Annotated in this window: 25 protein-coding genes; 23 read left to right on the forward strand and 2 right to left on the reverse strand. The window is 44.6% G+C overall.

Features of this window, described 5'->3' with window-relative positions:
- Nucleotides 1-14 precede the first annotated feature (14 nt).
- The 14 genes from EIZ58_RS09945 to mnmM all read left to right on the forward strand — a co-directional run bounded on the left by EIZ58_RS09945 (nt 15) and on the right by mnmM (nt 15,647).
- Nucleotides 15-866 carry a helix-turn-helix domain-containing protein gene (locus tag EIZ58_RS09945; protein WP_134700438.1) on the forward strand — a complete coding sequence of 284 codons (852 nt, stop codon included), beginning with the start codon at nt 15-17 and terminating at the stop codon, nt 864-866.
- Between the two features lie 121 nt (nt 867-987).
- Nucleotides 988-2,349: a 30S ribosomal protein S12 methylthiotransferase RimO gene (gene rimO, locus EIZ58_RS09950; protein WP_134700439.1), complete on the forward strand. Its 1,362-nt coding sequence runs from the start codon at nt 988-990 to the stop codon at nt 2,347-2,349.
- Entirely contained in the window at nt 2,333-2,908 is a 576-nt protein-coding gene (gene pgsA, locus EIZ58_RS09955; RefSeq protein ID WP_134700440.1) for a CDP-diacylglycerol--glycerol-3-phosphate 3-phosphatidyltransferase, read from the forward strand. The genes rimO and pgsA overlap by 17 nt, the downstream gene beginning before the upstream one ends.
- A 19-nt stretch (nt 2,909-2,927) precedes the next feature.
- Nucleotides 2,928-4,172 (forward strand): competence/damage-inducible protein A, encoded by a 1,245-nt coding sequence (locus tag EIZ58_RS09960; RefSeq protein WP_134700441.1) that lies wholly within the window; start codon nt 2,928-2,930, stop codon nt 4,170-4,172.
- A gap of 17 nt (nt 4,173-4,189) precedes the next feature.
- Nucleotides 4,190-5,776, forward strand: a complete 1,587-nt coding sequence (locus tag EIZ58_RS09965) for a DEAD/DEAH box helicase (RefSeq protein ID WP_134700442.1) — start codon at nt 4,190-4,192, stop codon at nt 5,774-5,776.
- Between the two features lie 424 nt (nt 5,777-6,200).
- The gene (gene recA / locus EIZ58_RS09970) at nt 6,201-7,256 is read left to right on the forward strand and encodes a recombinase RecA (protein WP_134700443.1); all 1,056 of its coding nucleotides are present in this window, start codon (nt 6,201-6,203) and stop codon (nt 7,254-7,256) included.
- Nucleotides 7,257-7,350: 94 nt separating this feature from the next.
- Complete coding sequence (locus EIZ58_RS09975) at nt 7,351-8,016, forward strand: RecX family transcriptional regulator (RefSeq protein ID WP_134700444.1); 666 nt, start codon at nt 7,351-7,353, stop codon at nt 8,014-8,016.
- Between the two features lie 237 nt (nt 8,017-8,253).
- Nucleotides 8,254-9,801 (forward strand): ribonuclease Y, encoded by a 1,548-nt coding sequence (rny, locus tag EIZ58_RS09980; protein WP_134700445.1) that lies wholly within the window; start codon nt 8,254-8,256, stop codon nt 9,799-9,801.
- Nucleotides 9,802-9,903: 102 nt separating this feature from the next.
- Nucleotides 9,904-10,698 carry a TIGR00282 family metallophosphoesterase gene (locus EIZ58_RS09985; protein ID WP_134700446.1) on the forward strand — a complete coding sequence of 265 codons (795 nt, stop codon included), beginning with the start codon at nt 9,904-9,906 and terminating at the stop codon, nt 10,696-10,698.
- Nucleotides 10,699-10,822: 124 nt separating this feature from the next.
- Nucleotides 10,823-11,083 (forward strand): stage V sporulation protein SpoVS, encoded by a 261-nt coding sequence (gene spoVS, locus EIZ58_RS09990; RefSeq protein ID WP_094835567.1) that lies wholly within the window; start codon nt 10,823-10,825, stop codon nt 11,081-11,083.
- 84 nt (nt 11,084-11,167) lie between these two features.
- Nucleotides 11,168-12,112 carry a dipeptidase gene (locus tag EIZ58_RS09995; RefSeq protein WP_134700447.1) on the forward strand — a complete coding sequence of 315 codons (945 nt, stop codon included), beginning with the start codon at nt 11,168-11,170 and terminating at the stop codon, nt 12,110-12,112.
- 233 nt (nt 12,113-12,345) lie between these two features.
- Nucleotides 12,346-14,079 carry a 2-oxoacid:acceptor oxidoreductase subunit alpha gene (locus tag EIZ58_RS10000; RefSeq protein ID WP_134700448.1) on the forward strand — a complete coding sequence of 578 codons (1,734 nt, stop codon included), beginning with the start codon at nt 12,346-12,348 and terminating at the stop codon, nt 14,077-14,079.
- A 2-nt stretch (nt 14,080-14,081) separates the two neighbouring features.
- A complete protein-coding gene (locus EIZ58_RS10005; protein ID WP_134700449.1) occupies nt 14,082-14,948 on the forward strand; it encodes a 2-oxoacid:ferredoxin oxidoreductase subunit beta in 867 nt (288 codons plus the stop codon).
- 141 nt (nt 14,949-15,089) lie between these two features.
- On the forward strand, nt 15,090-15,647 hold the full coding sequence (gene mnmM / locus EIZ58_RS10010; protein WP_134700450.1) for a tRNA 5-(aminomethyl)-2-thiouridylate-methyltransferase MnmM: 558 nt from the start codon (nt 15,090-15,092) through the stop codon (nt 15,645-15,647).
- A 45-nt stretch (nt 15,648-15,692) separates the two neighbouring features.
- Here the strand turns inward: mnmM and EIZ58_RS10015 are convergent, their stop codons facing one another.
- The gene (locus tag EIZ58_RS10015) at nt 15,693-15,875 is read right to left on the reverse strand and encodes a hypothetical protein (protein WP_134700451.1); all 183 of its coding nucleotides are present in this window, start codon (nt 15,873-15,875) and stop codon (nt 15,693-15,695) included.
- A gap of 153 nt (nt 15,876-16,028) precedes the next feature.
- Between EIZ58_RS10015 and EIZ58_RS10020 the strand changes: the two genes are divergently transcribed.
- The 9 genes from EIZ58_RS10020 to EIZ58_RS10055 all read left to right on the forward strand — a co-directional run bounded on the left by EIZ58_RS10020 (nt 16,029) and on the right by EIZ58_RS10055 (nt 25,025).
- Nucleotides 16,029-16,316, forward strand: a complete 288-nt coding sequence (locus EIZ58_RS10020) for a DUF4288 domain-containing protein (protein WP_134700452.1) — start codon at nt 16,029-16,031, stop codon at nt 16,314-16,316.
- 86 nt (nt 16,317-16,402) lie between these two features.
- Nucleotides 16,403-16,558 carry a hypothetical protein gene (locus tag EIZ58_RS33225; protein ID WP_167577589.1) on the forward strand — a complete coding sequence of 52 codons (156 nt, stop codon included), beginning with the start codon at nt 16,403-16,405 and terminating at the stop codon, nt 16,556-16,558.
- Nucleotides 16,559-16,696: 138 nt separating this feature from the next.
- Nucleotides 16,697-18,211, forward strand: coding sequence for a tRNA (N6-isopentenyl adenosine(37)-C2)-methylthiotransferase MiaB (gene miaB / locus EIZ58_RS10025; protein ID WP_134700453.1), 1,515 nt, complete (start codon nt 16,697-16,699; stop codon nt 18,209-18,211).
- Between the two features lie 5 nt (nt 18,212-18,216).
- A complete protein-coding gene (locus tag EIZ58_RS10030; protein WP_134700454.1) occupies nt 18,217-18,669 on the forward strand; it encodes a YlbF/YmcA family competence regulator in 453 nt (150 codons plus the stop codon).
- A 234-nt stretch (nt 18,670-18,903) separates the two neighbouring features.
- Nucleotides 18,904-19,458 carry an outer spore coat protein CotE gene (gene cotE, locus EIZ58_RS10035; protein WP_134700455.1) on the forward strand — a complete coding sequence of 185 codons (555 nt, stop codon included), beginning with the start codon at nt 18,904-18,906 and terminating at the stop codon, nt 19,456-19,458.
- 146 nt (nt 19,459-19,604) lie between these two features.
- The gene (locus EIZ58_RS10040) at nt 19,605-21,035 is read left to right on the forward strand and encodes a putative amidoligase domain-containing protein (RefSeq protein WP_167577590.1); all 1,431 of its coding nucleotides are present in this window, start codon (nt 19,605-19,607) and stop codon (nt 21,033-21,035) included.
- A gap of 41 nt (nt 21,036-21,076) precedes the next feature.
- Nucleotides 21,077-23,680 carry a DNA mismatch repair protein MutS gene (gene mutS / locus EIZ58_RS10045; RefSeq protein ID WP_134700457.1) on the forward strand — a complete coding sequence of 868 codons (2,604 nt, stop codon included), beginning with the start codon at nt 21,077-21,079 and terminating at the stop codon, nt 23,678-23,680.
- 103 nt (nt 23,681-23,783) lie between these two features.
- Nucleotides 23,784-24,728 carry a 3D domain-containing protein gene (locus tag EIZ58_RS10050; protein ID WP_167577591.1) on the forward strand — a complete coding sequence of 315 codons (945 nt, stop codon included), beginning with the start codon at nt 23,784-23,786 and terminating at the stop codon, nt 24,726-24,728.
- 42 nt (nt 24,729-24,770) lie between these two features.
- Nucleotides 24,771-25,025, forward strand: coding sequence for a hypothetical protein (locus tag EIZ58_RS10055; protein WP_134700459.1), 255 nt, complete (start codon nt 24,771-24,773; stop codon nt 25,023-25,025).
- A gap of 15 nt (nt 25,026-25,040) precedes the next feature.
- On the opposite strand, the gene EIZ58_RS33230 is transcribed toward EIZ58_RS10055, so the two are convergent.
- Complete coding sequence (locus EIZ58_RS33230) at nt 25,041-25,193, reverse strand: hypothetical protein (protein WP_167577592.1); 153 nt, start codon at nt 25,191-25,193, stop codon at nt 25,041-25,043.
- Nucleotides 25,194-25,230 lie beyond the last annotated feature (37 nt).

Here is a 25,230-nt window from a genome sequence, read left to right on the forward strand (position 1 = left end):
GAAGAGGTGAAACCGTGAATGAGTTGGGTGAAATGCTAAAAGAAGCAAGACTAAAAAAGGATTACACCCTAGAAGATATACAACGGATGACGAAGATCCAGCGTCGGTATTTAGAAGCGATTGAAGAAGGAAATCTTGATGCGCTGCCCGGCCATTTCTATGCAAGAGCCTTTGTCAAGAGCTATGCGGAGGCTGTTGGATTAGATCCAGAGGTTGTGCTCGGGCAAGTTAAAACAGATTTCGCCCCGCCTCCGCCAGAAGAACAAATGGTGAACTTAAGGCGCGGAAGGCAACCCAAACCCCCAGGTCAAGCCGGTAGATGGCTTTCTAGGGTTCTTCTTTATCTTTTTGCAGTCCTTATCCTTTTTGTTATCTATATTGCTGTCTCTCAATATGGTGAGACTCCTGATATGGGACAAAATCAGCCTGCACCGACTGCTCCTATATCTCCGCCTGAGGTTCAGCATCCAGATCCGGGAACTGTTCAGCCACCGCCTGCTGCACAAGAGCCAGCAGCCCCGCCTGCTGCCGAACAGCCGACCCCTACAGCTGAACTCAAGTTTATAGGACAGACCAATAACATTTATAACTATGAGTTAACCGGTGCCACCGATATATCCATTTCGATTTCGGCCAAGGGAAACTGCTGGTTGCGTATTCTGAAGAATGGTCAGAATGGGGAGAGAGTAGATGAATTAACGATGACCACTGGACTGAAGAAGGACTGGACGCTGACAGGAGCCAATTCAGCATGGATCCGTTTAGGAAGTGCTCCCGATGTGGAGATTACCGTGAATGGTCAATCCGTTGATACAAGTCAGATGAAGAGATCATCGCAAAACATTTCCATTACGCTTAAACCTTAAGAACCCTTGCTCCTAGCAAGGGTATCTTTTTTGACAGCTACTTATCCATATATTATACTGTAGGAGTTAAAAAACAACTTAGCCATCAGCTGAGTTTTTAATAGAAAAGTGAGGCATACGAATGACAATAAAAACAAATGCCAAGGAAAAAGTTGCGATTGTAACCTTGGGCTGTGAGAAAAACCTTGTAGACTCCGACATCATGACGGAGCTGATCGATAAGCGTGGATATGAGCTAGTAAAAAACCCGGAAGAAGCTACGGTGGTCATCGTTAACACTTGTAGCTTTATTGATGCGGCGAAAGAGGAATCCGTTAATACTATTCTCGACATGGCGGACCTGAAGCAGAAGGCAAATGTTAAATCCTTAATCGTTGCCGGCTGCCTGACTCAGCGCTATAAGGATGTGCTGATGGACGAAATGCCGGAGATTGATGGGATCGTAGGAACAGGCGATTTCGATAAAATTACTGATATCATTGAGCAGTCCCTCATCGGCGAAAGACCCATTTATGTGGGGAATCCTGCCTTCTCCTACGAAAATGTGGCCCGCCGCAAGGTGGAAAAAGGAACGTACACTGCCTATATCAAGATTGCCGAGGGATGCGATAACACCTGTACCTTCTGTATCATCCCGCAATTGAGAGGAAAGTTTCGTTCCCGCTCGATTGAATCCATCGTGCGAGAAGCTGAAGATCTAGCAGCGCAAGGAATCAAGGAAGTCAGCTTAATTGCTCAGGACCTCACCAATTATGGTATGGATCTTTACGGCAAGCATCAGCTTCCTGAATTGCTGAAGGAAGTCAGTAAAGTTGAAGGAATCGAATGGATTCGCATCCATTATGCTTACCCAGGCTATTTTTCAGATGAATTGATTGAGGAAATCGCGACGAATCCAAAGATCTGTAACTATATTGATATGCCGTTGCAGCATAGTGAGGATGCTATTCTGAAGAGAATGCGCCGTCCAGGAAGACAACGAGATACCCGCGAATTAGTCAATAAGATCAGAGACCGTGTAGGACAAGTGGCCATTCGAACCTCCATTATCGTCGGCTTTCCAGGGGAGACCGAAGAAGAATTTGAAAGACTATGTGACTTCGTAAGAGAGATGAAGTTTGATCGTTTAGGCGTATTCACCTATTCACAAGAAGAGGGAACCGCTGCGAATCGCTTGGGTGATCAGCTTGATGACGCAACGAAGGAACGCCGAGCGAATACCCTTATGGAAATTCAACGCGAGATTGCTAATGATCGAAATGGTCAGTTTGTCGGTCAAGTTTTAGATGTATTGATTGAAAAGTATGATGGAAAAAACGATATATATATTGGGCGTACCCAGTTTGATGCTCTTGAAATTGACGGGGAAGTGTTTGTCACCGGCTACGAGGGAGCACTTGGTGAAATTGTAAAAGTAAAAATTACGCATTCATATGACTATGACCTGTCAGGGGAGGTAAGTCTAGGTGAATCTGCCCAATAAGATAACCTTAGCACGAATTTTTTTAGTACCAGTAGTGATGCTTTTCCTACTGGTACGCTTTGATTTTGGTGTGCTTACCATTGGGGAATTCAAGATTACATATAGTGAGATCATTGCTACCTTTATCTTTATTGTTGCAGCCAGTACGGATGGACTGGATGGCTATATCGCCAGAAAAAAGAAGCTAGTGACGAACCTAGGGAAGTTTCTTGATCCGTTGGCAGATAAGTTGCTGATTTCGGCTGTTCTTATTTCACTGGTTGAGATGCAGCGACTGGATGCCTGGGTGGCCATCCTTATCATCAGCCGAGAATTTGCGGTTACAGGCTTGCGCTTAGTCGCTGTAGCCGAGGGACAAGTCATTGCTGCAAGCAATTGGGGAAAATTGAAAACCGTCGTTCAAATTGTTGCCGTATGCGCTCTGATGATTAACAACTTTCCTTTCTCCTATATCGGATTTCCCTTCTCGGACATCGCGGTTTGGGCAGCTGTACTCATTACGCTTTTTTCCGGTATCGATTACTTTGTGAAAAATAAACATGTAATAGATTTTAGCTAATGGCAAGGGGTGGAGAGAAATGAAAGCGGAGATTATAGCGGTCGGCACAGAGCTTCTCCTAGGGCAGATTGCCAATACGAATGCCCAATACATATCTAAAAAATTAGCGGAAGTTGGAGTGGATGTGCACTACCACACCGTAGTCGGAGATAATGGGGAACGACTGAAGGGCGTGGTTGAGGCTGCACAACAAAGGTCCCAAATTATTATTTTTTCAGGGGGTCTTGGTCCTACTAAGGATGATTTAACCAAGGAAACCATTGCAACATGCATCGGCAAGTCTCTAACGATTGACCCTTACGCCATGGACCGTATTGAAAAGTATTTTATCCAACGCGGGATCCCGATGACGGAGAACAACCGCAGGCAAGCGATGGTGATTGAGGGCTGCACCGTACTCCCCAATGATCATGGAATGGCCCCTGGTATGGCCATAGAGGTAGATGACATCCATTATATGCTGTTGCCTGGTCCGCCAAGAGAGCTCAACCCCATGTTTGATACCTATGCTATTCCCTACTTCCAGGCCCTGTTTACAGATCAGCAAGTGGTTCATTCCAAGGTACTTCGCTTCTTTGGGATTGGTGAATCCGCCTTAGAGGAAATTTTAATGGATTTAATTGATCAGCAAACCAATCCGACCATTGCCCCTCTGGCAAGTGAAGGAGAAGTGACTATTCGTATCACGGCCAAAACACATTCGATTGAGTCAGCTAATCAGTTGATTCAAGAAGTGGAATCAGCGATTCAGCAACGTGTAGGGCGATATTTGTATGGCTACAATCAAGATTCCTTAGAAGTCGTGGCCTTTCATCTATTGAAGGAAAATAAGAGTACCCTGGCGCTTGCTGAGAGCTGTACAGGAGGTTTAGTAAGTCGTATGTTCACCGCCCTGCCCGGCTCCTCGGAAGTGTTTTTAGGGGGAGTGGTGAGCTATGCAGCAAAAGCTAAACAGACCCTGTTGGACGTCCCGTCTGAGCTCATCGCCGAGCATGGTACCGTTAGTGGCCAAGTTGCCGAATCGATGGCCAGTCGGGCTCGAGAGAAGCTAGGGGCGGATATCGGTGTTTCCATTACAGGCGTGGCAGGACCTGCTTCTACCGAGAATAAGCCGGTTGGACTGGTTTATCTGGGATTATCCACTACATTGAGGACTTATTCTATCGAGCTTAGACTTTCGGGGACAAGGGACGGTATCCAAACTCGAGCTGCCAAAAACAGTTTATTTATGCTGATTCAGCATCTTAAGAATGAAACTAATTGAATGCAAGGTGGTAAATTATGAATACTTTTTCAGATTTTGATTTGCATCGGAATGTACATCGCGCCGTTCATGACATGGGCTTTGAGGAGCCATCTCCCATCCAGGCTTCCGCAATTCCTCTCATTCTTGAAGGGAAAGATTTATTAGGCCAAGCCCAAACTGGTACAGGGAAAACGGCTGCCTTTGGTATACCTCTGATTGAAAAAATGACGAATGAGATGAAGGTTCAAGCCCTTGTTTTAACCCCCACACGGGAGCTTGCGATTCAGGTGTCAGGGGAGCTTAGAAAAATCTCGAAGTATAAGCGGACCCGTACGCTGCCCATCTACGGTGGTCAGTCCATTGGACACCAGATTCGTACGCTTAAGCAAGGTGTTCAGGTTGTCATCGGAACGCCAGGGAGAATTTTGGATCATCTAAGAAGAAAAACCCTTCGTCTCGACGAAGTCAGCATGGTGGTTCTAGATGAGGCGGATGAAATGCTCGATATGGGCTTTATCGATGATATTAAAGAGATTCTTGCCCATACGCCTAACACCCGACAAACCCTTCTGTTCTCGGCGACTATGCCTCATGAGATTAAAGATCTATCCCGTAAATATATGACCAACCCAGAAACGGTTGCCATTAATCGCAAGGAAGTTACGGCACCCTTGATTGACCAAGTGTACTATAAGGTCTTGGAACGCAATAAGATGGATAGCTTGTGTCGTATCCTTGATTCGGAGGACATTGGTTTAGGCATCGTTTTCTGCCGGACCAAACGAGGAGTGGATGAATTAACAGATGCCCTGCAAGAACGTGGCTATATGGCAGATGGATTGCACGGGGATCTTAGCCAAGCTCAGCGCGATCGCGTGATGAAAGCGTTCCGTGACTCCACCATTGAATTATTGGTAGCAACCGATGTAGCAGCCAGAGGGATTGATGTAGGGAATGTCACGCATGTAATCAATTTTGATATCCCACAGGATCCAGAAAGCTATGTACATCGCATTGGAAGAACCGGACGGGCAGGCCGCAAAGGGATTGCTTTAACCCTCGTGACTCCAAGAGAAATGAAGCAGCTGATTACGATTGAAAAAGTAACGAAATCGATCATTGCGCCTAAGCATGTTCCGACACTTGAAGAAGTGGCTGAGCGCCAACAAGGACAGTGGAAGGATCAGATTATTTCTCTATTGTCAGAGGATGTTGATTTGTCTTTATTTGACAGTATCGTAGATGAATTAAAAGATAAGTTCCCATTGGATAAGATTGCCTCTGCAGCTCTTTATACCGCCTTCTCTTCCTCGCTCCAAGTGGGAGAAGAAGAAGAGGTGTATAACTTCGGAGAGACGGGAGCCACCAAGGGGATGGTGCGCTTCTTCATGAACGTGGGCAGGAATGTGGATATGAAGCCACAAGACCTTGTGAAGGAAGTATCGGAAATGGTCGGTATTACTTCCAAGTCTATTGGCCGCATCGATATCTTCGAGAAATTTACGTTCTTTGAAGTGACCGAAGAGGTTGCTCCTTTCGTGTATGAGGCTCTTCGACAGTCTCGCATTAAAGGAGCACGTGTAAATGTAGAGCCGGCTAAGCCAAGAGGGGCTAAGGCATAAAACACGCTTAAAAGGCATGTGGGCCGGAATTAACCGGAGTAAATCCGACTCATTCTCAGAAATGGAAGGGTAGTGTGTGATTTAACCGGAAATTTTCCGCTTATTTGGGTAATTTAGCTTAATAAATGATCCCAATGGGGCAATTAATCGGACTTTGTCCGCCTTATTGCCCCATTGGGGAGCTTTTTGGGAAAATAACCGGAGTTTCTCCGATTATGCCTAAAAACTCCGCTTATCCTTTCACCATGATAAGACGGAGTTTTTTGTTTTTTGGGCTTGAAAGCGCAGAATCACAAAAAGAGAACGTTTGTTTGGAAAATGCTATTGGCAACAGCTTCGTTTTTAGGTATCATAGAGACGAAGGATGCAAAGCTAGAAGTTAAGCTTTGGTCGTTACTCTAATTGTGGGAAGGGGAGAGCTTTTTTGTCTGATAGAAAAGCTGCCTTAGATATGGCGTTACGCCAAATAGAGAAGCAATTCGGTAAAGGTTCCATCATGAAGCTAGGGGAAATGGCTGCCTCCGCAACTGTTTCAACCGTGCCAAGTGGATCCATTGCGTTAGATATTTGTTTAGGTATTGGTGGATATCCAAGAGGAAGAATTGTAGAGATATATGGACCGGAATCTTCTGGTAAAACAACAGTTGCTTTGCACGCTATCGCATCTGTGCAGAAGAGCGGAGGACAAGCGGCGTTTATTGATGCGGAGCACGCTCTAGATCCGGTCTATGCCCGGAAGCTAGGGGTTAACATTGACGAATTGCTTCTTTCTCAGCCGGATACGGGTGAACAGGCTTTAGAGATCGCAGAAGCGCTTGTTCGAAGCGGAGCAGTGGATATCATCGTTGTTGACTCGGTGGCTGCCCTTGTACCGAAGGCAGAGATCGAAGGAGAAATGGGAGATTCACACGTTGGTTTACAAGCTCGCTTAATGTCCCAAGCGTTAAGGAAGCTAGCAGGAGCTATTAACAAATCCAAGACGATTGCTATCTTTATCAACCAGCTTCGCGAGAAGGTAGGGATCATGTTTGGTAACCCAGAGACTACTCCTGGAGGTAGAGCTTTAAAGTTCTATTCCAGCGTAAGATTAGATGTTCGACGCGCAGACACCATTAAGCAAGGTAATGATATGGTCGGTAATAGAACCAAGCTTAAAGTGGTTAAAAATAAGGTTGCCCCTCCGTTCAAGGTTTGCGAGGTTGATATTATGTATGGAGAAGGAATATCCCACGAGGGAAGTCTGTTGGATATTGCTTCTGATATTGACGTAATCAACAAGAGTGGGGCATGGTATTCCTATAATGGGGACCGTTTAGGACAAGGTCGAGAGAATTCCAAGCAATTTCTAAAGGATAATCCTGAGATTGCGAAGGCAGTCGAACGACAAATTCGCGAACACTATAGCTTAGATAATCCAGTCATTCAGCCTCAGGAGGACAGCGCTGATGAGTTGGAGGAGTTAGAGCTAGACTTTGAATAGAAGCAGTCTATAAGCAGTCTGACACGCACCTAGAGGAGCCAAGCAGACTGCTTTCCTGTGTCCAATAATCTTAGCTAGTAAAGTAGGGATCCTCGTGAATGAAGAACGAATCCAAGAATCCAAAATTACTGCGATCGAACAGCAGAAAAAGAACCGTTCCCGGTATAATATTTACATCAACGGTGAGTATTCCTTTGCTGTCCATGAAGATATACTGGTTAAGTATAGGCTGATCAAGGGCAGAGAAATGGACCCTGAAGAAATGAAGGAGGTGCTGGAGGCTGAAGAGCGAAATAAGGCTATGCAGTATGGCCTCCGCTATCTCAGCTTTCGTCCTAGAACCATTACAGAGGTCAGAGATTATCTTACTAAAAAGGGCTTCACGAAAGAAGACATAGAGCAAGTAATTGACTCCTTCATAGAAAAGAAGTATTTAGATGACCAGATCTATGCCAAACAGTGGGTAGAAGAACGTAAACGACTTAAGCCCCGGGGCAGGTACTTGATGAAAGCAGAACTGACGCAAAGAGGGGTTGGCGATGACGAAGCCAATCTGGCGATTGAGCACCTTTCCTCGCAAGAGGAAAAAGAAATGATTGAAAGATGGATGGAGAAAAAAATAAGTGGAAAGAAATTTGACAGTCTTTATGAATTAAAAAGAAAATTAGTTCCTTTTCTACAAAGAAAAGGATTTCCGTTAGATACGATACAAGAAGTCGTGAACAGTGTTGGGCCCGATTACTTAAAATCAGAAGATTGATAAGTTATGGTTCCGTTGTAGTTTTATTAGTAATTTCTTGACAATGTTCACTTTCTATCAGTAAAATATAAAGGTATATTCACTTATACTCTTATTTCTGATAAGAAGTTTGATTTTTAGAAACATGTAGCGTGTCCTTAGGACCATTTTATTCTAAATTTCAATCAACTGTTTATGTGTAAATGAAAAGTGAAAATGATTTGACTTTTTGACCCAGATGCAAGGAGGTGACAACAGATGGAGCTGTTAACCGTAGGAGGAATTACCATTCTGCTTGCATCCACGGCGGTCGGAGTCGGTATCGGTTATCTAGTTCGTAAGTCCATTGCTGAAGCGAAGATTTCCAGTGCGGAAGAAGCTGCGAAGCAGATTGTAGATCAAGCGGGAAAAGAAGCAGAAGCGCTTAAGAAAGAAAAAATTCTTGAAGCCAAGGACGAGGTGCATAAGATTCGCACCGACGCAGAGAAAGAGAATCGGGAAAGACGAAATGAGATTCAGCGTTTAGAAAAACGCATCCTGCAAAAGGAAGAAACTCTAGACCGCAAGTTGGAGAATTTCGAAAGAAAAGAAACTGAACTAGAGCGCAGAGAACGCGCCATTTCAGACATGCAAAGCAGAGTGGAAGAACTCTACAATACTCAGAAAGCTGAATTGGAAAGAGTATCAGGATTATCGAGAGAAGAAGCGAAATCGATTATCTTGACCCAAGTAGAGAGTGAAGTAAGACATGAATGCGCAATGCTTGTCAAAGAGATTGAGCAAAGGTCGAAGGAAGAAGCGGATAAGCGCGCAAGAGAGATTATCACCACGGCGATTCAGCGTTGTGCAGCTGACCATGTGGCTGAGACCACGGTTTCCGTTGTGTCCTTGCCGAACGATGAGATGAAAGGACGAATTATCGGACGTGAAGGCCGTAATATTCGTGCGCTCGAGACGTTGACAGGGATCGATCTGATTATTGACGATACTCCGGAAGCTGTAATTTTATCTGGTTTTGACCCGATTCGAAGAGAAATTGCGAAGACAGCGCTAGAAAAGCTAGTGGCTGACGGGCGTATCCACCCTGCACGGATTGAGGAAATGGTGGAGAAATCCCGACGTGAGGTGGATGAACGAATCCGTGAGTATGGAGAACAAGCCACCTTCGAAACCGGCGTTCACGGGTTACATCCTGATTTAATTAAGATTCTTGGTCGTTTGAAGTATCGTACAAGCTATGGACAGAACGTGCTTAAGCACTCCATAGAAGTTGCCCATCTTTGTGGCTTAATGGCTGCTGAGCTAGGAGAAGATATTATCTTGGCGAAGCGGGCAGGACTTCTCCACGACATTGGTAAGGCAATTGACCACGAAGTGGAAGGAAGCCACGTAGAAATCGGTGTGGAGCTAGCGAAGAAGTATAATGAACATTCCCATGTTATTAATGCGATTGCTTCCCATCATGGTGATGTGGAGCCAGATAATATTATTGCAATGCTCGTGGCGGCTGCTGATGCTCTATCTGCGGCAAGACCTGGAGCACGAAGAGAGACCCTTGAGACGTACATTAAGCGTCTTGAGAAGCTGGAAGAAATTTCTGAATCCTTTGATGGCGTAGAGAAGTCGTATGCAATCCAAGCTGGCCGTGAAGTACGCATCATGGTAAAGCCAGAGGTTGTAGATGATTTAGAAGCCCATCGATTGGCTCGGGAGATTACCAAGCAGATCGAGAGTGAATTAGATTATCCTGGTCATATCAAGGTAACGGTCATTCGAGAAACAAGAGCGGTTGAATATGCAAAATAAAGTGGCTTATGCCACTTTATTTTTTTTCAACAACTCATAGATTGGCCGTCTTACCGTATAAAGCGAAAACAATCAGGTGCACTATAAGACTGAGGTGAAGTCATGAGAATTATGTTTGTTGGTGATATTGTTGGAAAGAGTGGAAGGGAGACCTTAGTCGAACTGCTGCCGAGATTAAGAAGAAAATATCAACCCTTATTTACGATTGCCAATGGAGAGAATGCGGCCGGAGGGAGAGGCATTACTCCCGCTATTGCGAAGTCATTCTATGAAGCTGGGGTACAGGGCATTACATTGGGTAATCATACTTGGGATAATCGAGAGGTCTTTGAGTTTATTGATGAGGATACTAAGATTGCACGTCCCGCTAATTATCCTCCGGGAACACCTGGAGTAGGTCTGAGATACATAAAAGCAAATCAAACCGAGCTAGCGATTATTAATCTTATGGGACGAACCTTTTTGCCTCCACTGGATTGTCCGTTTCGTGTAGTAGAGGAAATGCTTCCACAAGTAAGACAGCGAACACCCTATATTTTTGTTGATTTCCATGCAGAAGCCACCTCTGAAAAACAAGCGATGGGCTGGTTTCTGGATGGGAAGGTATCAGCGGTGGTAGGAACCCACACTCATGTGCAAACGGGAGATGCAAGAATCCTTCCTAAAGGCACAGCTTACATGACAGACGTGGGCATGGTTGGACCCTACGATTCGATTCTAGGCATGGAAACAGAAGCTGTTCTTAAAAAATTTCTCACTCAGCTACCCGTTCGTTTTGAAGTGGCAGGAGGACGAACTCAATTGAATGCCGTTATTATGGACCTGCAGCCCCAAACGGGAAAAGCACTCAAGATCAAAGCTATACGAATTGACCAAGACAACCCCTTCGAAGATTAGAAGGGGTTTGTTTTTTAATTAGGTAGTTTGAAAATTCGGAAATTCATATAGGCATTTTTGCAAAAACTCTTGAATATAGTAGCAGTGGTAATAATCTTACAATCATTCAAGGAGGTACTGGATCATGGAGGTATTAAAAGTTTCAGCAAAATCCAATCCCAACTCTGTAGCTGGTGCGCTTGCTGGAGTGCTGCGGGAACGTGGCGCTGCTGAAATCCAGGCAATTGGAGCAGGCGCGCTGAACCAAGCGGTTAAAGCGGTAGCTATTGCAAGAGGATTTGTAGCTCCTAGTGGTGTTGATCTGATCTGCATACCAGCTTTTACAGATATCCTAATAGATGGAGAAGAGCGTACGGCCATTAAACTTATTGTAGAGCCCCGATAAGTTTCTATGATAATATATGGTTAAAACCTGTTTGTTCTAGATGAATAAACAGGTTTTTTAGTGTTTACGAGGAGGGCGATAGGTATGAAAATCATTGATGCTCATTGTGATGCTCTGCTGAAGCTTATGGAGGATCCCAATCTATCCTTTTATAAAGATAATGACCAACTGCAAGTTCAATTTAAATACATGAAACAGGCGAATGTGGCCATTCAATTTTTTGCCTTGTTCATTTCCCCGGACACCCCATCCCAACTGCGATTCCAGAAAGCGCTCAAAATGATTGATATCTTTTATGAGCAGGTTGTAAAGGAAGACCGAATCATCCCCATTTATACAGGCTCAGAAGTAGAGCAGGTACTAGGCAATACTCAAGGCCCTCTAGGAGGCGTTTTATCCCTAGAAGGAGCTGATGCGCTAGAGGGCAGTATTTTGCATCTGCGCACCCTGTACCGTTTAGGGGTAAGAGCTCTAGGGTTTACCTGGAACTATCGTAATGAGGCAGCTGACGGCGTAGAAGAGCCTAATCCAGGGGGGTTATCGCACTTCGGTCGAGAAGTGCTGATGGAGTGCAATCGATTAGGGATCATCCTGGATGTTTCCCACCTGTCAGAGAAGGGCTTCTGGGACGTAGTACAGCTTTCAGCCGCCCCGTTCATTGCCTCCCATTCCAATTGCCAGAGTATCCACTACCATCAAAGAAACCTTAACGATGATCAGATCAAGGCAATCTATCAGAAAAACGGCGTACTCGGATTAACGTTTGTTCCTGATTTTGTGGCTGCAAAAAAAGAGAGGAACATCTCCGATTTCTTACGTCATCTGGATCATGCTCTTTCTTTGGGCGGTGAAAATCATATTGCCTTTGGATCAGACTTTGATGGGATCTCAAGTACCTTAACGGATTTAGGCAAAATGGCAGATTATACCAACTTGGTTAATCGCTTATTAAGCCACTATAAAGAAGAGCAGGTAGAAAAATGGCTAAGCGGAAATTGGAAGCGATTATTTTTGGATATACTTGGTTAAAATAGAAGATTGTGAATTACATTTTTACTTTTGGAAAATTGCTTGCATTTTTCTGAAGATAGGACTACAATGGAGACGGTTAAAAAAGCTTAACAATTTGTTCACATTTCTACAAATAGGTGGGGTTTCGCTCAAACCCTCAGGAATGCTCTTCCTTCTAAAAGTAAGAAATGCTAAACTTGTAGGTGTAGTTTGAGAAAGAAAATGATGTTACGTTTGAAGGGGTGGAGTTCATGTTAAGTCAACTTTCATGGAAGGTTGGAGGACAGCAAGGGGAAGGGATTGACAGTACAGGTGAAATATTTGCTATTGCCTTGAACCGTCAAGGGTACTATCTGTACGGTTACCGTCACTTTTCTTCTCGAATCAAAGGGGGACATACAAATAATAAAATGCGCGTTAGCACCAAGCCAATCAGCGCGATCTCCGATGATTTAGATATCCTCGTTGCCTTTGATCAAGAAACCATTGATGTTAATGCTCACGAATTACGCAAGGGCGGTATCATCATCGCTGATAGTAAATTTTCACCAACGGCTCCAGAAGGCATGGATGTTCGTTTGTTTTCTGTGCCTTTCACACAGCTAGCAGAAGATCTTGGTACTTCTTTAATGAAGAACATGGTTGCCGTGGGCGCATCGACCGCGGTTTTAGGCTTGCCTGTCGAAGCCTTTACTGAAGTTGTGACCGAATTGTTTGGTAAAAAAGGTCAAAAAGTTGTAGATAAGAATATGGAAGCTATCGCTAAGGGCGCTGAATATATAAATAATGAAGCAGGTGGAAGCATTCCTGAATTCCAACTTGAGCCTGCGGATGGTAAGAAGCGTATGTTCATGATTGGTAACGATGCGATTGCTCTTGGTTTTGTAGCGGGTGGAGTACGTTTTATGGCGGCATACCCGATCACTCCAGCTTCTGAAGTTATGGAGTACCTAATTAAGAAGCTTCCTGAGTTTGGCGGCACCGTTATCCAGACAGAAGATGAAATTGCTGCGGTTACAATGACCTTGGGTGCAAACTATGCAGGTACTCGTGCGATTACAGCTTCTGCAGGTCCTGGACTTTCCTTGAAAATGGAGGCTATTGGACTAGCTGGTATGACTGAGACCCCAATCGTTATCGTAAATACACAACGTGGAGGTCCTTCTACAGGACTACCTACGAAACAAGAGCAAAGTGACGTAAATGCTATGATCTTTGGTACGCACGGAGAGATTCCAAAGGTCGTACTTGCACCAAGTACAGCTGAAGAAGCGTTCTACGATGCTATGGAAAGCTTGAACATTGCCGAGGAGTTCCAGGTACCTGTTATTCTATTAACAGATCTTCAACTTTCTCTTGGGAAAATGTCTGTAGAGCCTCTAGATTACAACCGCATTAGCATCAACCGCGGTAAATTGGTCACTGCAGACCAGCCGGAGCAAGAAGGCGGCTTGTTTAAGCGTTATGAGTTTACGGAAGACGGAATTTCTCCTCGAATCATCCCTGGCGTGAAGAACGGTATTCACCACGTAACTGGGGTTGAGCACAATGAAGGCGGACGACCTTCCGAGGATGCGATGAACCGTCAAAAGATGATGGATAAGCGCTTGAATAAGCTTAAAAACCTTAAGGTAACGAACCCTATTCTTGTTAATGCGAAGCATGCAGAAGCGGATGTCTTGGTGGTAGGGATGAGCTCTACGCGTGGAACCATTGAAGAAGCGGTTGAGCGATTAGAGCAAGACGGATTAAAGGTTAACCAGGCGCACGTTCGTCTGATCTGGCCGTTCCCAATTGACGAATTAAAGCCATACCTTGACAGTGCCAAAACCGTTATCGTAGTAGAAAATAATGCGACAGCCCAACTAGCGAACCTCATCAAGCTTCATGCAGGAATGCATGACAAGATTAAGTCTGTATTAAAGTACGATGGTAATCCGTTCTTGCCTTCTATCGTTTACAAAGAGTGTAAGGAGTTGTTATAGTCATGGCAACATTTAAAGAATTCCGTAACAATGTCAAGCCGAACTGGTGCCCTGGTTGTGGAGACTTCTCTGTTCAAGCTGCCATTCAACGTGCTGCTGCAAATGTTGGTTTAGAGCCTGAAAACTTAGCTGTAGTTTCAGGTATCGGGTGTTCTGGTCGTATCTCCGGATATATCAATTCCTACGGTTTCCATACCATTCATGGACGTGCGCTCCCAATTGCTCAAGGGGTGAAAATGGGGAATCGTGATCTAACTGTTATCGCTTCAGGTGGAGATGGCGACGGTTTTGCGATCGGGATGGGCCATACGGTTCACTCTATCCGTAGAAACGTTGACGTTACGTACATCGTAATGGACAACCAAATTTACGGATTGACCAAAGGTCAAACTTCTCCGCGAAGCGGAACTGGATTCGTAACGAAGTCCACACCAAAGGGAGCAATTGAGGCACCGGTATCACCGATGCAGTTAGCTCTTTCAGTTGGTGCAACGTTTGTCGCACAAACGATGTCTAGCGATCTTAAAGGGATGACGGACTTGATTGAGAAAGCCATCAACCACAAAGGGTTCTCTCTTGTTAACGTATTTAGTCCATGCGTGACGTTCAACAAGATCAACACGTATGACTGGTTTAAAGAAAATGTTGTGAACCTAAGTGATGTTGAAGGCTATGATCCAAGCGACAAAATCAATGCTATGCGCGTTCTGATGGAACATAATGACCTTGTAAATGGATTGATTTATCAAAACACCGAAGTGAAGGATTATCAATCCCTTGTTCCAGGATTTAAGGAAGAAGGATTAGCGAAGGCAGATCTATCTTTAGATCAAGCTAAATTCGATAAGCTTTGCGCGGAGTTCATGTAAGACATAATGATAAGACCTGTCCACATTGGGCAGGTCTTATATCTTTGCAGATAAGAATTTCATCTGCCGCAACGAGGCTGCTGCCTTCGCCTTCTTGGGGCTTGGCGCCAGCCAAGTTTTCTTTAGAATGGAGGCTTAGGTATGTTCCCTCGCATTACTGAGTATGTACATCAGTTGATTCAACCCCGCATTCAGCAAGGAGATCTAGTCATTGACGCTACCATGGGCAATGGGCATGATACTGTATTTTTGGCTAAGATAGTGGGAGACACAGGTCAAGTATTTGCTTATGATATTCAACAACAAGCGATAGAGAATACAGAGCTGCGCCTCCTAGAGGAGGGATTACACCATCGGGTAACGCTGCGGCTATGTTCACATGATCAAATGGAGCATGAGGAGAATTCTGTATCTGTGGTGGTTTTTAATCTTGGGTACTTGCCTGGTTCGGACCAAAGCCTAACGACGGAGCCCCACACCACCCTTGGAGCACTGGATTTAGCGAGAAAGCTCATTAAAGTTGGGGGGCTTATTGTTATAACCGTTTATTGGGGGCATGAACAAGGTAAGGAAGAAAAGCTGAAGGTTGAAGAATATGTAGAACAGCTTCCCTATCCCGAATATATGGTCTTAAAATATCAGTATATAAATCCTAAGAACCAGCCGCCCTTTGTGTTAGCCATTGAAAAACGGAAATAGACATACATAAAAAGGAAGGGAATTCCCTTCCTTTTTCCCTGGACTTTAGGTAAGCTTTTTTTGCATAGGTATTTTTCTATTTTTAAGACCCTCATAATGTTCAGGCGCATATTGACGAACTTGAGATTTTGCTTCGCGTGGTCGAGGACGGCCAGCAGGTTTGTAAAACTCAGTCGCAAATTCAGCGCGGGCAAAGTCACGCTTATTGCGGAAAATGTCACTTGGCAAGTGAAGCACCTCCTTAAAGGACTAGCTATAGTTTAACCGGGTCTAGTCCCCTCAACTCCTTGAAAGATCCGCCAATGCATGGAGCCATGGGGCTTAGGGAAACGTAAACATAATGTTGGGTTACGGAAATTAAGCTAGTGGGGTGACTAGGATATGTGGTATTCAACTGCCGTATTATTTCGCTTGGAGCAAATGGAAAGCTTGCCTACCTATTGTGAAACATTAGTCTTATTTAACGCGGATTCCGATGATGAAGCTTATCTTTTGGCTGAGCAATGGGGAAAAGAATATGAGGATGAAATATGGGAAACCAATGGAAACAAAACACGATGGGTATATGAACAGGTTCTCGACGTGTGGGAATTATTCGATGAAAAGATTGCTTCAGGCACAGAAGTGTACAGCCGGGTGTGGGCTTCCCCTCCTTTTATTGAAGATTAATGACTGCAGCGAAAAAAGAATGGACGTCGAAGGATTTTCGATTTAAAATATAACTCGGAAAAAACAAAAAGGCACAGGTGATTAGAATGGGCAGATATCAGATTCTTTTTGAGACAACGGAAGGAAAACAGATCACCGGTCATATGCTGGCAAACACGCAAGAAGATGCCAGAAAACGAGCGGAGCAAGACGTAAATGAGAAGAACGGACTCAAGCGCATCATCGAAGTTAAAGAGAGGTAACAAGGCAGCAGTCACAGAAACGTGTGACTGTTTCTTTTTTTGAGTGGCTTTTGTTATAATAGGGTAGTTAAATGTGTAAACACTATGAAGAGGATCTTAGATAGGGGAAAGCCAGTTTCCCTTAAGGAGTGAATATAATTGTCTGACAAAGATTATAGCCAATATTTCCAGAGCACCTTTAACCCAGAGGATAAAAAGAAAAAGCCGAAGACAGCCGAGGACGTCGGATATTCTCAAAAAGAAGCGAAGCGTCGCGGCAAAGAAGAAATCATGGTGGTAAACTTTGATCCTGTTCCTGACGAGCTCAAGGAATTGGGTAAAAATAAAACGTACTGCTTGGTTACCTTTGGATGCCAGATGAATGAACATGATAGTGAGACCATCGCTGGTATTCTCGAGAATATGGGGTATAGCGCTACGGACAATGAGCGAAAAGCCGATATTGTCCTGTATAACACCTGTGCCATCCGTGAAAATGCGGAAGATAAAGTTTTCGGCCATCTCGGCGCACTAAAAGCGGCAAAGCTAGAGAACCCTGACATGATCATTGGCGTATGTGGATGCATGTCTCAGGACGAATCGGTCGTAAATCGAATTCTGCAAAAATATCAACACGTGGATTTGATTTTTGGTACGCATAATATCCATCGTCTTCCTATTCTATTGAGAGACGCCCTTTACAGCAAAGAAATGGTCGTTGAAGTTTGGGCTAAAGAAGGCGATGTGATTGAAAACATGCCTAAGGTCCGCCAGGGCGGCTTAAAGGCTTGGGTCAACATCATGTACGGTTGCGATAAATTCTGTACGTACTGCATCGTTCCTTATACCAGAGGAAAAGAGCGCAGCCGTCTGCCGGAAGATGTGATTTCCGAGGTTCGGGAACTAGCTCGTCAAGGCTATAAGGAAATCACTTTATTAGGGCAAAACGTGAATGCTTACGGAAAGGACTTAACTGATCGTAAGTACTTATTTGGGGATTTAATGGATGACATCTCCAAAATAGACGTACCTAGAATTCGGTTTACAACCAGTCACCCGCGTGATTTTGACGATCACTTGATTGAAGTACTGGCAAAAGGCGGGAACTTGGTAGAGCATATTCATCTTCCTGTTCAATCGGGTAACACCGAAGTGCTGAAAAAAATGGCTAGAAAATATAGCAGAGAACAGTATCTTGAACTGGTAAACAAGATCAAGAAAGCTATACCAAATGTGGTCTTGACCACCGATATTATCGTCGGATTCCCAGGGGAAACGGAAGAGCAGTTCCAGGATACCATGTCTCTAGTTGAAGAAGTGGGGTATGATTCGGCGTATACCTTTATCTATTCCCCAAGACATGGCACACCTGCTGCTGGCATGGAGGACGACATTTCAGAAGAGGTCAAGAAGCAACGTCTTCATCGCTTAATGGAAGTGGTGAACCGCCTTGCCCGTGAGAAAAATGAGGCGTTGACAGGCCAGGTTGTGGAGCTCTTAGTTGAAGGAGAGTCGAAAAATAACCCCGAAGTGCTTTCAGGCCGGACAAGAAGCAATAAGCTGGTCCACTTTGTTGGTCCTAAGGATTGTATCGGGAAGTTTGTCCATGTTAAAATTACAGAGGCAAAAACATGGACCCTATATGGGGATCTCATGACGAAAGTGGAGGCTTGATGGGGATGGGGAATGAGCAAGTGATTAATTCTAGTTTGATTGTAGATAAGGCAAAGGAGTTAGCAGATCTGATTGCGAGCTCCAGCGAAGTTGAATTTTATAAGAAAGCGGAGCAGCAGATTAAGGCCAATCACAAGGTCCAAGAGATGATATCCGCCATTAAGAAAAAGCAAAAAGAAGCGGTGGCGTTAGAACACCTAGGTCGTGCTGAACTCTTGAAAAAAGTAGAAGCTGAGATAGATCAGCTTCAGGAAGAGCTCGACGAGATTCCACTGGTTTCAGAGTTCAAGCAAACCCAAGTGGACATTAATGACTTGCTTCAGATGGTCACTAATGTGATTGCGAACACCGTATCACAGAATATCATTGTGTCTACGGGAGGGGATCCTCTAAGCGGAGAAACTGGCTACCCGAAGGCAAAGGCAAGCGATAGTGACGATGATTGCGGTTGCTGCTAATAGAATAATGGGAAGTAAGAGAGCACAGGACACCAGTCTTGTGCTCTTTTTGTGTGTCAGAAGAAGTAAGAACCCTAGACGAATGACCTGCATAGGCTAAAAGTAAATATAGAAAAACATCTTAGGTTTGGAAGTACGTTTGTGAATTTCACTTTTGTCAAAGTGAATGTTGCACCCTAGACGAATGTCCTGCATACAAATGTACTGAAAAGCAGTATGGAGGAGGTAAAAACAATGCCGAGTACAGATAAAGAAATGCAGTGCCGTGAAATTCTTACAAAAGCGGTCTGTGGAAAAGGTCGTAAGTTCTCACAGCGTACGCATACCATTACCCCAAAACAAAGACCTACGAGCATTTTGGGAGCCTGGATCATTAACCATACCTTTGAGGCAGATAAGGTAGGTGACGTGATTGAGGTGTCCGGTTCTTACGATGTGCAAATCTGGGTATCGTATAACAACAATACGGATACAGCCGTTATTAAGGAAAATGTTTCCTTTGTCGAAAACGTGCCCCTTTCCTTCTATGATAATAATGCAAGAGGAAGTTTGGAAGTATATGCGCAAGCGACGCAACAGCCAAATTGCCTAGAAGCCCGGATCGCCTCTGCCGGAGAGATTCTGGTGCAAGTCGAAAGTGAATTTGCCGTAGAGGTCATCGGTGAAACGAAGCTGTGCGTTGTGGTTTGCGACAGCTGCGATGATAACGAGAAGGATATTGACTTTGACGACCTTGAGGATGTTGAAGACTTTGATGACCTAGACGGTCTTATTGACGACCTTGATTAAGGAAGGGAGGAGTTTCCTCCCTTTTTGTTTTTTGTCATTTTCTCTTATGCACCCTCAAAGCATAGGTGCATATGCTGTTATGGAGCAATGGCGGTATTCTTGACATTAAAGGAAGTACCCTTGATGTTGGAGAAAGGAAGAGTTCAATGTCAGCATTCTTGTTATATTCTAAGCAGATCTCATTGGCCCCATTACTATCCCATTTAAAAATACCCAGCGGCACAACCATGCCCAGTGTAGACCCCGATATCGTGATTCAATGGGGAGTCAATACTTTCTCAACACAGGATCCAAACAAGCATGTACTGAATGGAGCGGAAGGGCTATACAATGTATCGAATCGCAGCCTCATGTTGGATCTGTTAAGTTGGAACGGAATTCCCATTCTGGATAGCAGGTATCAAGCCAAGAAGGTAGCAACCGTGAGAAGGTATTTTGTTCCTGTTTTTCAACAGCAGGAGCTGGGACTGTATCGTTCAAAAGGAAGAAAAGTATGGCTCACCAATGAAATTTCAGCGAACTCGGATGATACGTATGAGGAAATCAAGATCAACCCAAGCATAAGAGAGATCCGAAAAGTTTGTCGGCTTGCCGTACGTAGTCTTTATGCTGCAGGGCTGGATTTTGGAGGTGTCTTGATTGCCATTGGACTCAATGGTTCCATTAATGTCATGGACATCACACCGACTCCTAGGTTAAATGAGGGTCTTGCTTTGAAGTATGCGCGAGCGTTTCGCGACTACATTTCTCAGTATCAACCTAAGGCTCCTAAGCCTGTCGTATTGGGAGCAGATCCGGAATTCATGTTTCGAAATCAAGCCAGTGGAAAAATGGTTCTAGCTTCTCGTTTTTTTGGCAAAAAGGGGAGGGTAGGCTGCGATAATATTTCCATTAACCAAAACAGAAGACAGCATCCATTAGCCGAATTACGCCCGGAACCCTCTCCGGAACCCCGTCAATTAACCGTAAATCTTTATAAAGCCATGCTGTTAGCCGAAAGGAAAATTGCCAGTTCATCGATTGAGTGGCTAGCCGGAGGCATGCCTGTTAAGGGGTATCCCATTGGAGGTCACATTCACTTTAGTCAAACCAAGGTCAACTCTTCTTTTTTACGCGCCTTAGATTCCTATCTCGCATTCCCTCTGATGCTATTAGAGAATCAACATTCGTTAGCCCGAAGACCTAAGTATGGCTTCCTGGGAGATTTCCGAATGCAGTTTCATGGTGGCTTTGAATACCGAACCCTTCCTAGTTGGCTCGTATCTCCCCGCGTGACTAAGGGTGTTCTTTCTCTGGCGAAGGTCATTGCAGAATCCTACACCGAGTTAAACCAGCTGCCTGTTTTGAATCCCTCGATCCAACAGGCCTTCTACGAAGGAAATAAAGATGTGATGCTATCGGCTGTTCGTTCGATCTGGGGCAATCTAGAAAAACTTCCAGCTTATTTCAAGTACCATAAATATATTAATCCTCTGAAGGATAGCATCTTCCGAATGGAAGAGTGGGACGAATTTAAGGACATCCGTGGCGCGTGGCAAATCCCCCCTTATTCCAGGAGAAAATCGCTGGTTTTATGATATAATAGGGAGGGATTTACTGAAGTAGGAGAGGAATTCGTATGGCTAAATATACACCGATGATAGAGCAATACTTATCTATAAAGGCAGACTACCCAGATGCCTTTCTTTTTTTTCGTTTAGGAGATTTTTATGAGCTCTTCTTTGAAGATGCGATTCAGGCTTCTCGTGAATTGGAGATTACCCTTACTGGACGTGAAGGGGGAGGGGAAGAAAAGATCCCGATGTGCGGAGTCCCCTATCATTCAGTTGAGGGCTATCTTCAAGCCTTACTGCAAAAAGGCTATAAAATCGCGATCTGCGAGCAAGTGGAAGATCCGAAAGAAGCCAAGGGAGTGGTGCGAAGGGAGGTTGTCCGCGTCCTCACTCCTGGAACCGTCATGGAAGGAAAGATGTTAACGGATCGAGAAAGCAATTATCTAGCAGCGGTTTGGATGCAGGACGATAGCTTTGCCTTAGCGGCTTGTGATATTTCTACGGGGCATTTTCACGCGACATCAGTCGATAGCCTTCATGGACTAGTCGGAGAGGCCTTGTCTTATCAACCAAAAGAGATCTTAATTTGTGACAGTCCATGTGAACAGGAACTCCGGAATCACTTTTACGCCATGGGGATACGAGCCATTCAATCCTTACCGTCCCTAGAGGAGGAGACACTTGCGCGGTTCGTGAAGAGCCAGTTTAATGTTCAAGACATGAACTCATCTCTTCTTTGGAAAAATGTGGGGATGTTGTTATCCTACCTTCACGATACACAAAAAAGAACACTAGGACATATTCAAAAGATCGACCTTTATAGCTCTGCTGAATATATGACCATCGATCATCATTCCAAGAGAAATCTGGAGCTGGCCGAAACCTTAATGGATCAATCCAAGAAAGGTTCCTTGCTTTGGTTCTTAGACCAGACGCTTACTCCCATGGGAGCCAGATTGCTGCGTAAATGGGTGGACAAGCCATTGGCTAGACAACAGAATATTGAGCAGCGTTTGGATGCGGTCGAATACTTATCTGAGAAGCTGATGCTTCGCGAGGAAATAAGAAGTTACCTTAAGTCTATCTATGATCTTGAGCGATTGGCCGGGCGGATCTCGTATGGAAACGCAAATGCGAGGGACTTGGCTAATCTTAAAAACTCATTGGCCTTCATTCCTTTGATCAAGTCGTTATTAATGGGGGCGCAAGATCTGCCGGGCGGGCTTGAGGTGCTAGTGAGCCAACTAGATGAATGTAAAGATCTCGTGGAGCTGATTGATGGTGCGATCACCGAAGATCCTCCTATATCTCTAAAAGAGGGCGGTATCATTCGAGAGGGATATGACGAGTATTTGGATAGGCTTAAGCTCGTTAGTCGAGACGGCAAAAAGTGGATCGCCCAATTGGAACAAAGAGAGCGGGAAGCAACAGGGATAAAATCATTAAAGATCGGCTATAACAAAATTTTCGGTTATTATATTGAAATTACAAAGTCCAATTTAGTATCTGTTCCTGAAGGGCGATATGAAAGGAAACAGACGCTGGCGAATGCCGAGCGATTCGTGACCCCTGAATTAAAGGAGCAGGAAGCCCTGATTCTAGAGGCGGAAGAAAAATTAACAGAGTTGGAATACCAGCTATTTATAGATATCCGAACGCAGGTAGCGCGAGAAACCGTTCGCTTACAGGAACTGGCCAAGCAGGTCTCTTCTTTAGATGTCTTGTGTTCATTCGCGCAAATTGCTCAAGAATACCGATTGGTTCGACCTGAGTTTTCAGCTGAGCCTACGATCGCGATTCGAGAAGGACGACATCCCGTGGTAGAACGCGTCCTTACGAACGAGTCTTTTATCGCAAACGATACTCTCTTAGATGATTCCGACCAAAGAATTTTACTGATTACAGGCCCCAATATGGCGGGAAAAAGTACCTACATGCGCCAATTGGCCCTTATCGTGATCATGGCTCAGGTTGGAAGCTTCGTTCCTGCTAAAGAGGCCCGTCTGGCTGTTGTGGACCGAATCTTTACTCGCATCGGAGCTGCAGATGATCTTGTGGGCGGGCAAAGTACCTTTATGGTGGAAATGAAGGATATTCAACTCATGACCACAGAAGCAACGTCCAATAGTCTCGTCATCATTGATGAAATTGGAAGGGGAACTTCAACCCATGATGGGATGTCCATCGCTCAGGCAGTCATCGAATATTTACACCATCATGTAGGGTGCAAAGCTTTAATTTCCACTCATTATCATGAATTAGCTGTTCTGGAAGAGCTGTTGCCAGGCGTGAAAAATTATCATATGGCGGTCCAAGAAAAAGAAAACAACGTGATCTTCCTTCGCAAGCTTAAGCGAGGGGCTACGGATGAAAGTTACGGCATCTATTGCGCCCGGCTAGCAGGATTACCTGATGATATTGTGACGCGTGCCCAGCAATTGCTCACTGGCTATAAAGATTCGGTTGCCGCTCCACCCCCGCAAGAGCCAACCCAGAACTTTCAGCTCGATTTATTCGCTGGACAGGAATCCTCTGATGTGAAGGCATCAGAAGATCCGAAACGCAAGCAGGATAAGTGGTTAAAAGAGCTCAAAGAAGTCGATCTCATTAATATGACACCCCTGCAGGCGCTCAACTTCCTGCATGAGATGAAGCAAAAGCTTAGGTAATTTACCTAAGCTTTTTTTCCTTCTGAACTTTTTTCCTTCTAAACTTTGTTTTTTCGACATATAGATGGACGGTGTGCATCACGAGTTTAGAGGAGGAATGAAGTTGAGATTGGGAATACTCGTCTTAATGTTGGTTTATTTTGTTCCATTTAAGGCCGCCGCCATTACAGATGTGGATGAAGCCCACTGGGCAAAAGCGAGCCTTATACGATTAGATGAAAAAAAGATGCTGCCCCTCGAGGGAAAACAGTTTCGACCGTTGGACCCTGTTACAAGGGTTGAATTTCTGGCGATGATGGTTCAAATTATGAATTTGACAAGTAAAAATATAACACCCAATCCTGTCTTTAGGAACTTTGAAAAAGGAGATCCTTATTACGAGGAAGTTACGATTGCTCTCCAATACCAGCTCCTGAAGGGATCGAAGCCAAGCTGGACTGATCCCTATGGCTTTTTGACAAGGGAAGAAATGGTTACCATTGCTACCCGTCTCAAACAGCCAATAAAACCTGCAAAGCAACAGAAGAAGTTCCTTGATGATGACGATATTAGCGAGTGGGCCCGCCCTGCTATAGCTTTTGCAGCCGAACAAAATTGGATTGTAGGAATTGGGGAAAGGCAGTTCAACCCGAAACAGAAGGCCACAAGAGCAGAAGTCGCCGTCTTACTAGACCGCATGGCCTTTGGCCCTCCGCCTCCCCTTCGTGAGAAGGTGGTCTCCGTTTCCGGTCGAAGCTATGAATATTCGAAGAAGCTTTCGATGCGCTCAACGGCTTACGGTCCGCATGTGGGTTCCCGAACCGCTACAGGGAAACGAGTAGCTTTTGGCATGGTGGCCGTCGATCCTAAGGTCATTAAACTGGGGACAAAGCTTTTTGTGACAGGGTATAAGTGTCCGTATTTGCCATCGGAGGGATTTCTCGCTGTAGCGGAAGATACCGGAGGGGCGATTAAAGGAAACAAGATCGACATTTTTATTAACCAGTCCAGGCGAAATATCATGCAGTACGGCGTACAGCAGGTCGATGTTTTTATATTAAAAGAATGATCGTGGCATACTAACCCAAATAGAAGGTTAGGGGAAGATCAAATGTCTACAAAAGAGAACCTGATGGAAACCATTGTTGAACTGGTGAATAAGCATTTTAACATGACCATCACATTAGGAGAAGACAATATTCCGAATGTGACCAAAGCCTCACTAAAAACAGAAGGTTCCGCAACTGAATTTTTAAATGAGATGATTCAGGCTGTGGATCAGACCTTAGGTATCGATGGCAAGCTGAATTATTACTTTGATAACGAGCTGGACTTCGATACGCCAGAAGAATTTCATCGCTACTAGGAGGGGTTTCCCCCTCTATTTTTTTTTCGCTGCGGTTGTTGTCTCGTTGGGGCGCAGGAGGGCTTCGTATACATTCAATCCCTCAACACGCCCTTCTTGCAGTTCATTAGGGTCCCTTACACTGTTATAATGGTGAAGGGAAATGGCACGGTTATGTTTGGGGTCCACCCGTTTGTCCTCCTTTCTTCATGGGGTAAGTATAATC

The organism is Ammoniphilus sp. YIM 78166 (assembly GCF_004522215.1).
Taxonomy (GTDB): domain Bacteria; phylum Bacillota; class Bacilli; order Aneurinibacillales; family RAOX-1; genus YIM-78166.

What these genes read in the sequence shown, in the direction of transcription:
- rimO (WP_134700439.1), top strand. Translation starts at nt 988, where the DNA reads ATGACAATAAAAACAAATGCCAAGGAAAAAGTTGCGATTGTAACCTTG.
- EIZ58_RS09960 (WP_134700441.1), top strand. Translation starts at nt 2,928, where the DNA reads ATGAAAGCGGAGATTATAGCGGTCGGCACAGAGCTTCTCCTAGGGCAG.
- EIZ58_RS09965 (WP_134700442.1), top strand. Translation starts at nt 4,190, where the DNA reads ATGAATACTTTTTCAGATTTTGATTTGCATCGGAATGTACATCGCGCC.
- rny (WP_134700445.1), top strand. Translation starts at nt 8,254, where the DNA reads ATGGAGCTGTTAACCGTAGGAGGAATTACCATTCTGCTTGCATCCACG.
- EIZ58_RS09985 (WP_134700446.1), top strand. Translation starts at nt 9,904, where the DNA reads ATGAGAATTATGTTTGTTGGTGATATTGTTGGAAAGAGTGGAAGGGAG.
- spoVS (WP_094835567.1), top strand. Translation starts at nt 10,823, where the DNA reads ATGGAGGTATTAAAAGTTTCAGCAAAATCCAATCCCAACTCTGTAGCT.
- EIZ58_RS09995 (WP_134700447.1), top strand. Translation starts at nt 11,168, where the DNA reads ATGAAAATCATTGATGCTCATTGTGATGCTCTGCTGAAGCTTATGGAG.
- EIZ58_RS10000 (WP_134700448.1), top strand. Translation starts at nt 12,346, where the DNA reads ATGTTAAGTCAACTTTCATGGAAGGTTGGAGGACAGCAAGGGGAAGGG.
- EIZ58_RS10005 (WP_134700449.1), top strand. Translation starts at nt 14,082, where the DNA reads ATGGCAACATTTAAAGAATTCCGTAACAATGTCAAGCCGAACTGGTGC.
- mnmM (WP_134700450.1), top strand. Translation starts at nt 15,090, where the DNA reads ATGTTCCCTCGCATTACTGAGTATGTACATCAGTTGATTCAACCCCGC.
- EIZ58_RS10020 (WP_134700452.1), top strand. Translation starts at nt 16,029, where the DNA reads ATGTGGTATTCAACTGCCGTATTATTTCGCTTGGAGCAAATGGAAAGC.
- EIZ58_RS33225 (WP_167577589.1), top strand. Translation starts at nt 16,403, where the DNA reads ATGGGCAGATATCAGATTCTTTTTGAGACAACGGAAGGAAAACAGATC.
- EIZ58_RS10030 (WP_134700454.1), top strand. Translation starts at nt 18,217, where the DNA reads ATGGGGAATGAGCAAGTGATTAATTCTAGTTTGATTGTAGATAAGGCA.
- cotE (WP_134700455.1), top strand. Translation starts at nt 18,904, where the DNA reads ATGCCGAGTACAGATAAAGAAATGCAGTGCCGTGAAATTCTTACAAAA.
- EIZ58_RS10040 (WP_167577590.1), top strand. Translation starts at nt 19,605, where the DNA reads ATGTCAGCATTCTTGTTATATTCTAAGCAGATCTCATTGGCCCCATTA.
- mutS (WP_134700457.1), top strand. Translation starts at nt 21,077, where the DNA reads ATGGCTAAATATACACCGATGATAGAGCAATACTTATCTATAAAGGCA.
- EIZ58_RS10055 (WP_134700459.1), top strand. Translation starts at nt 24,771, where the DNA reads ATGTCTACAAAAGAGAACCTGATGGAAACCATTGTTGAACTGGTGAAT.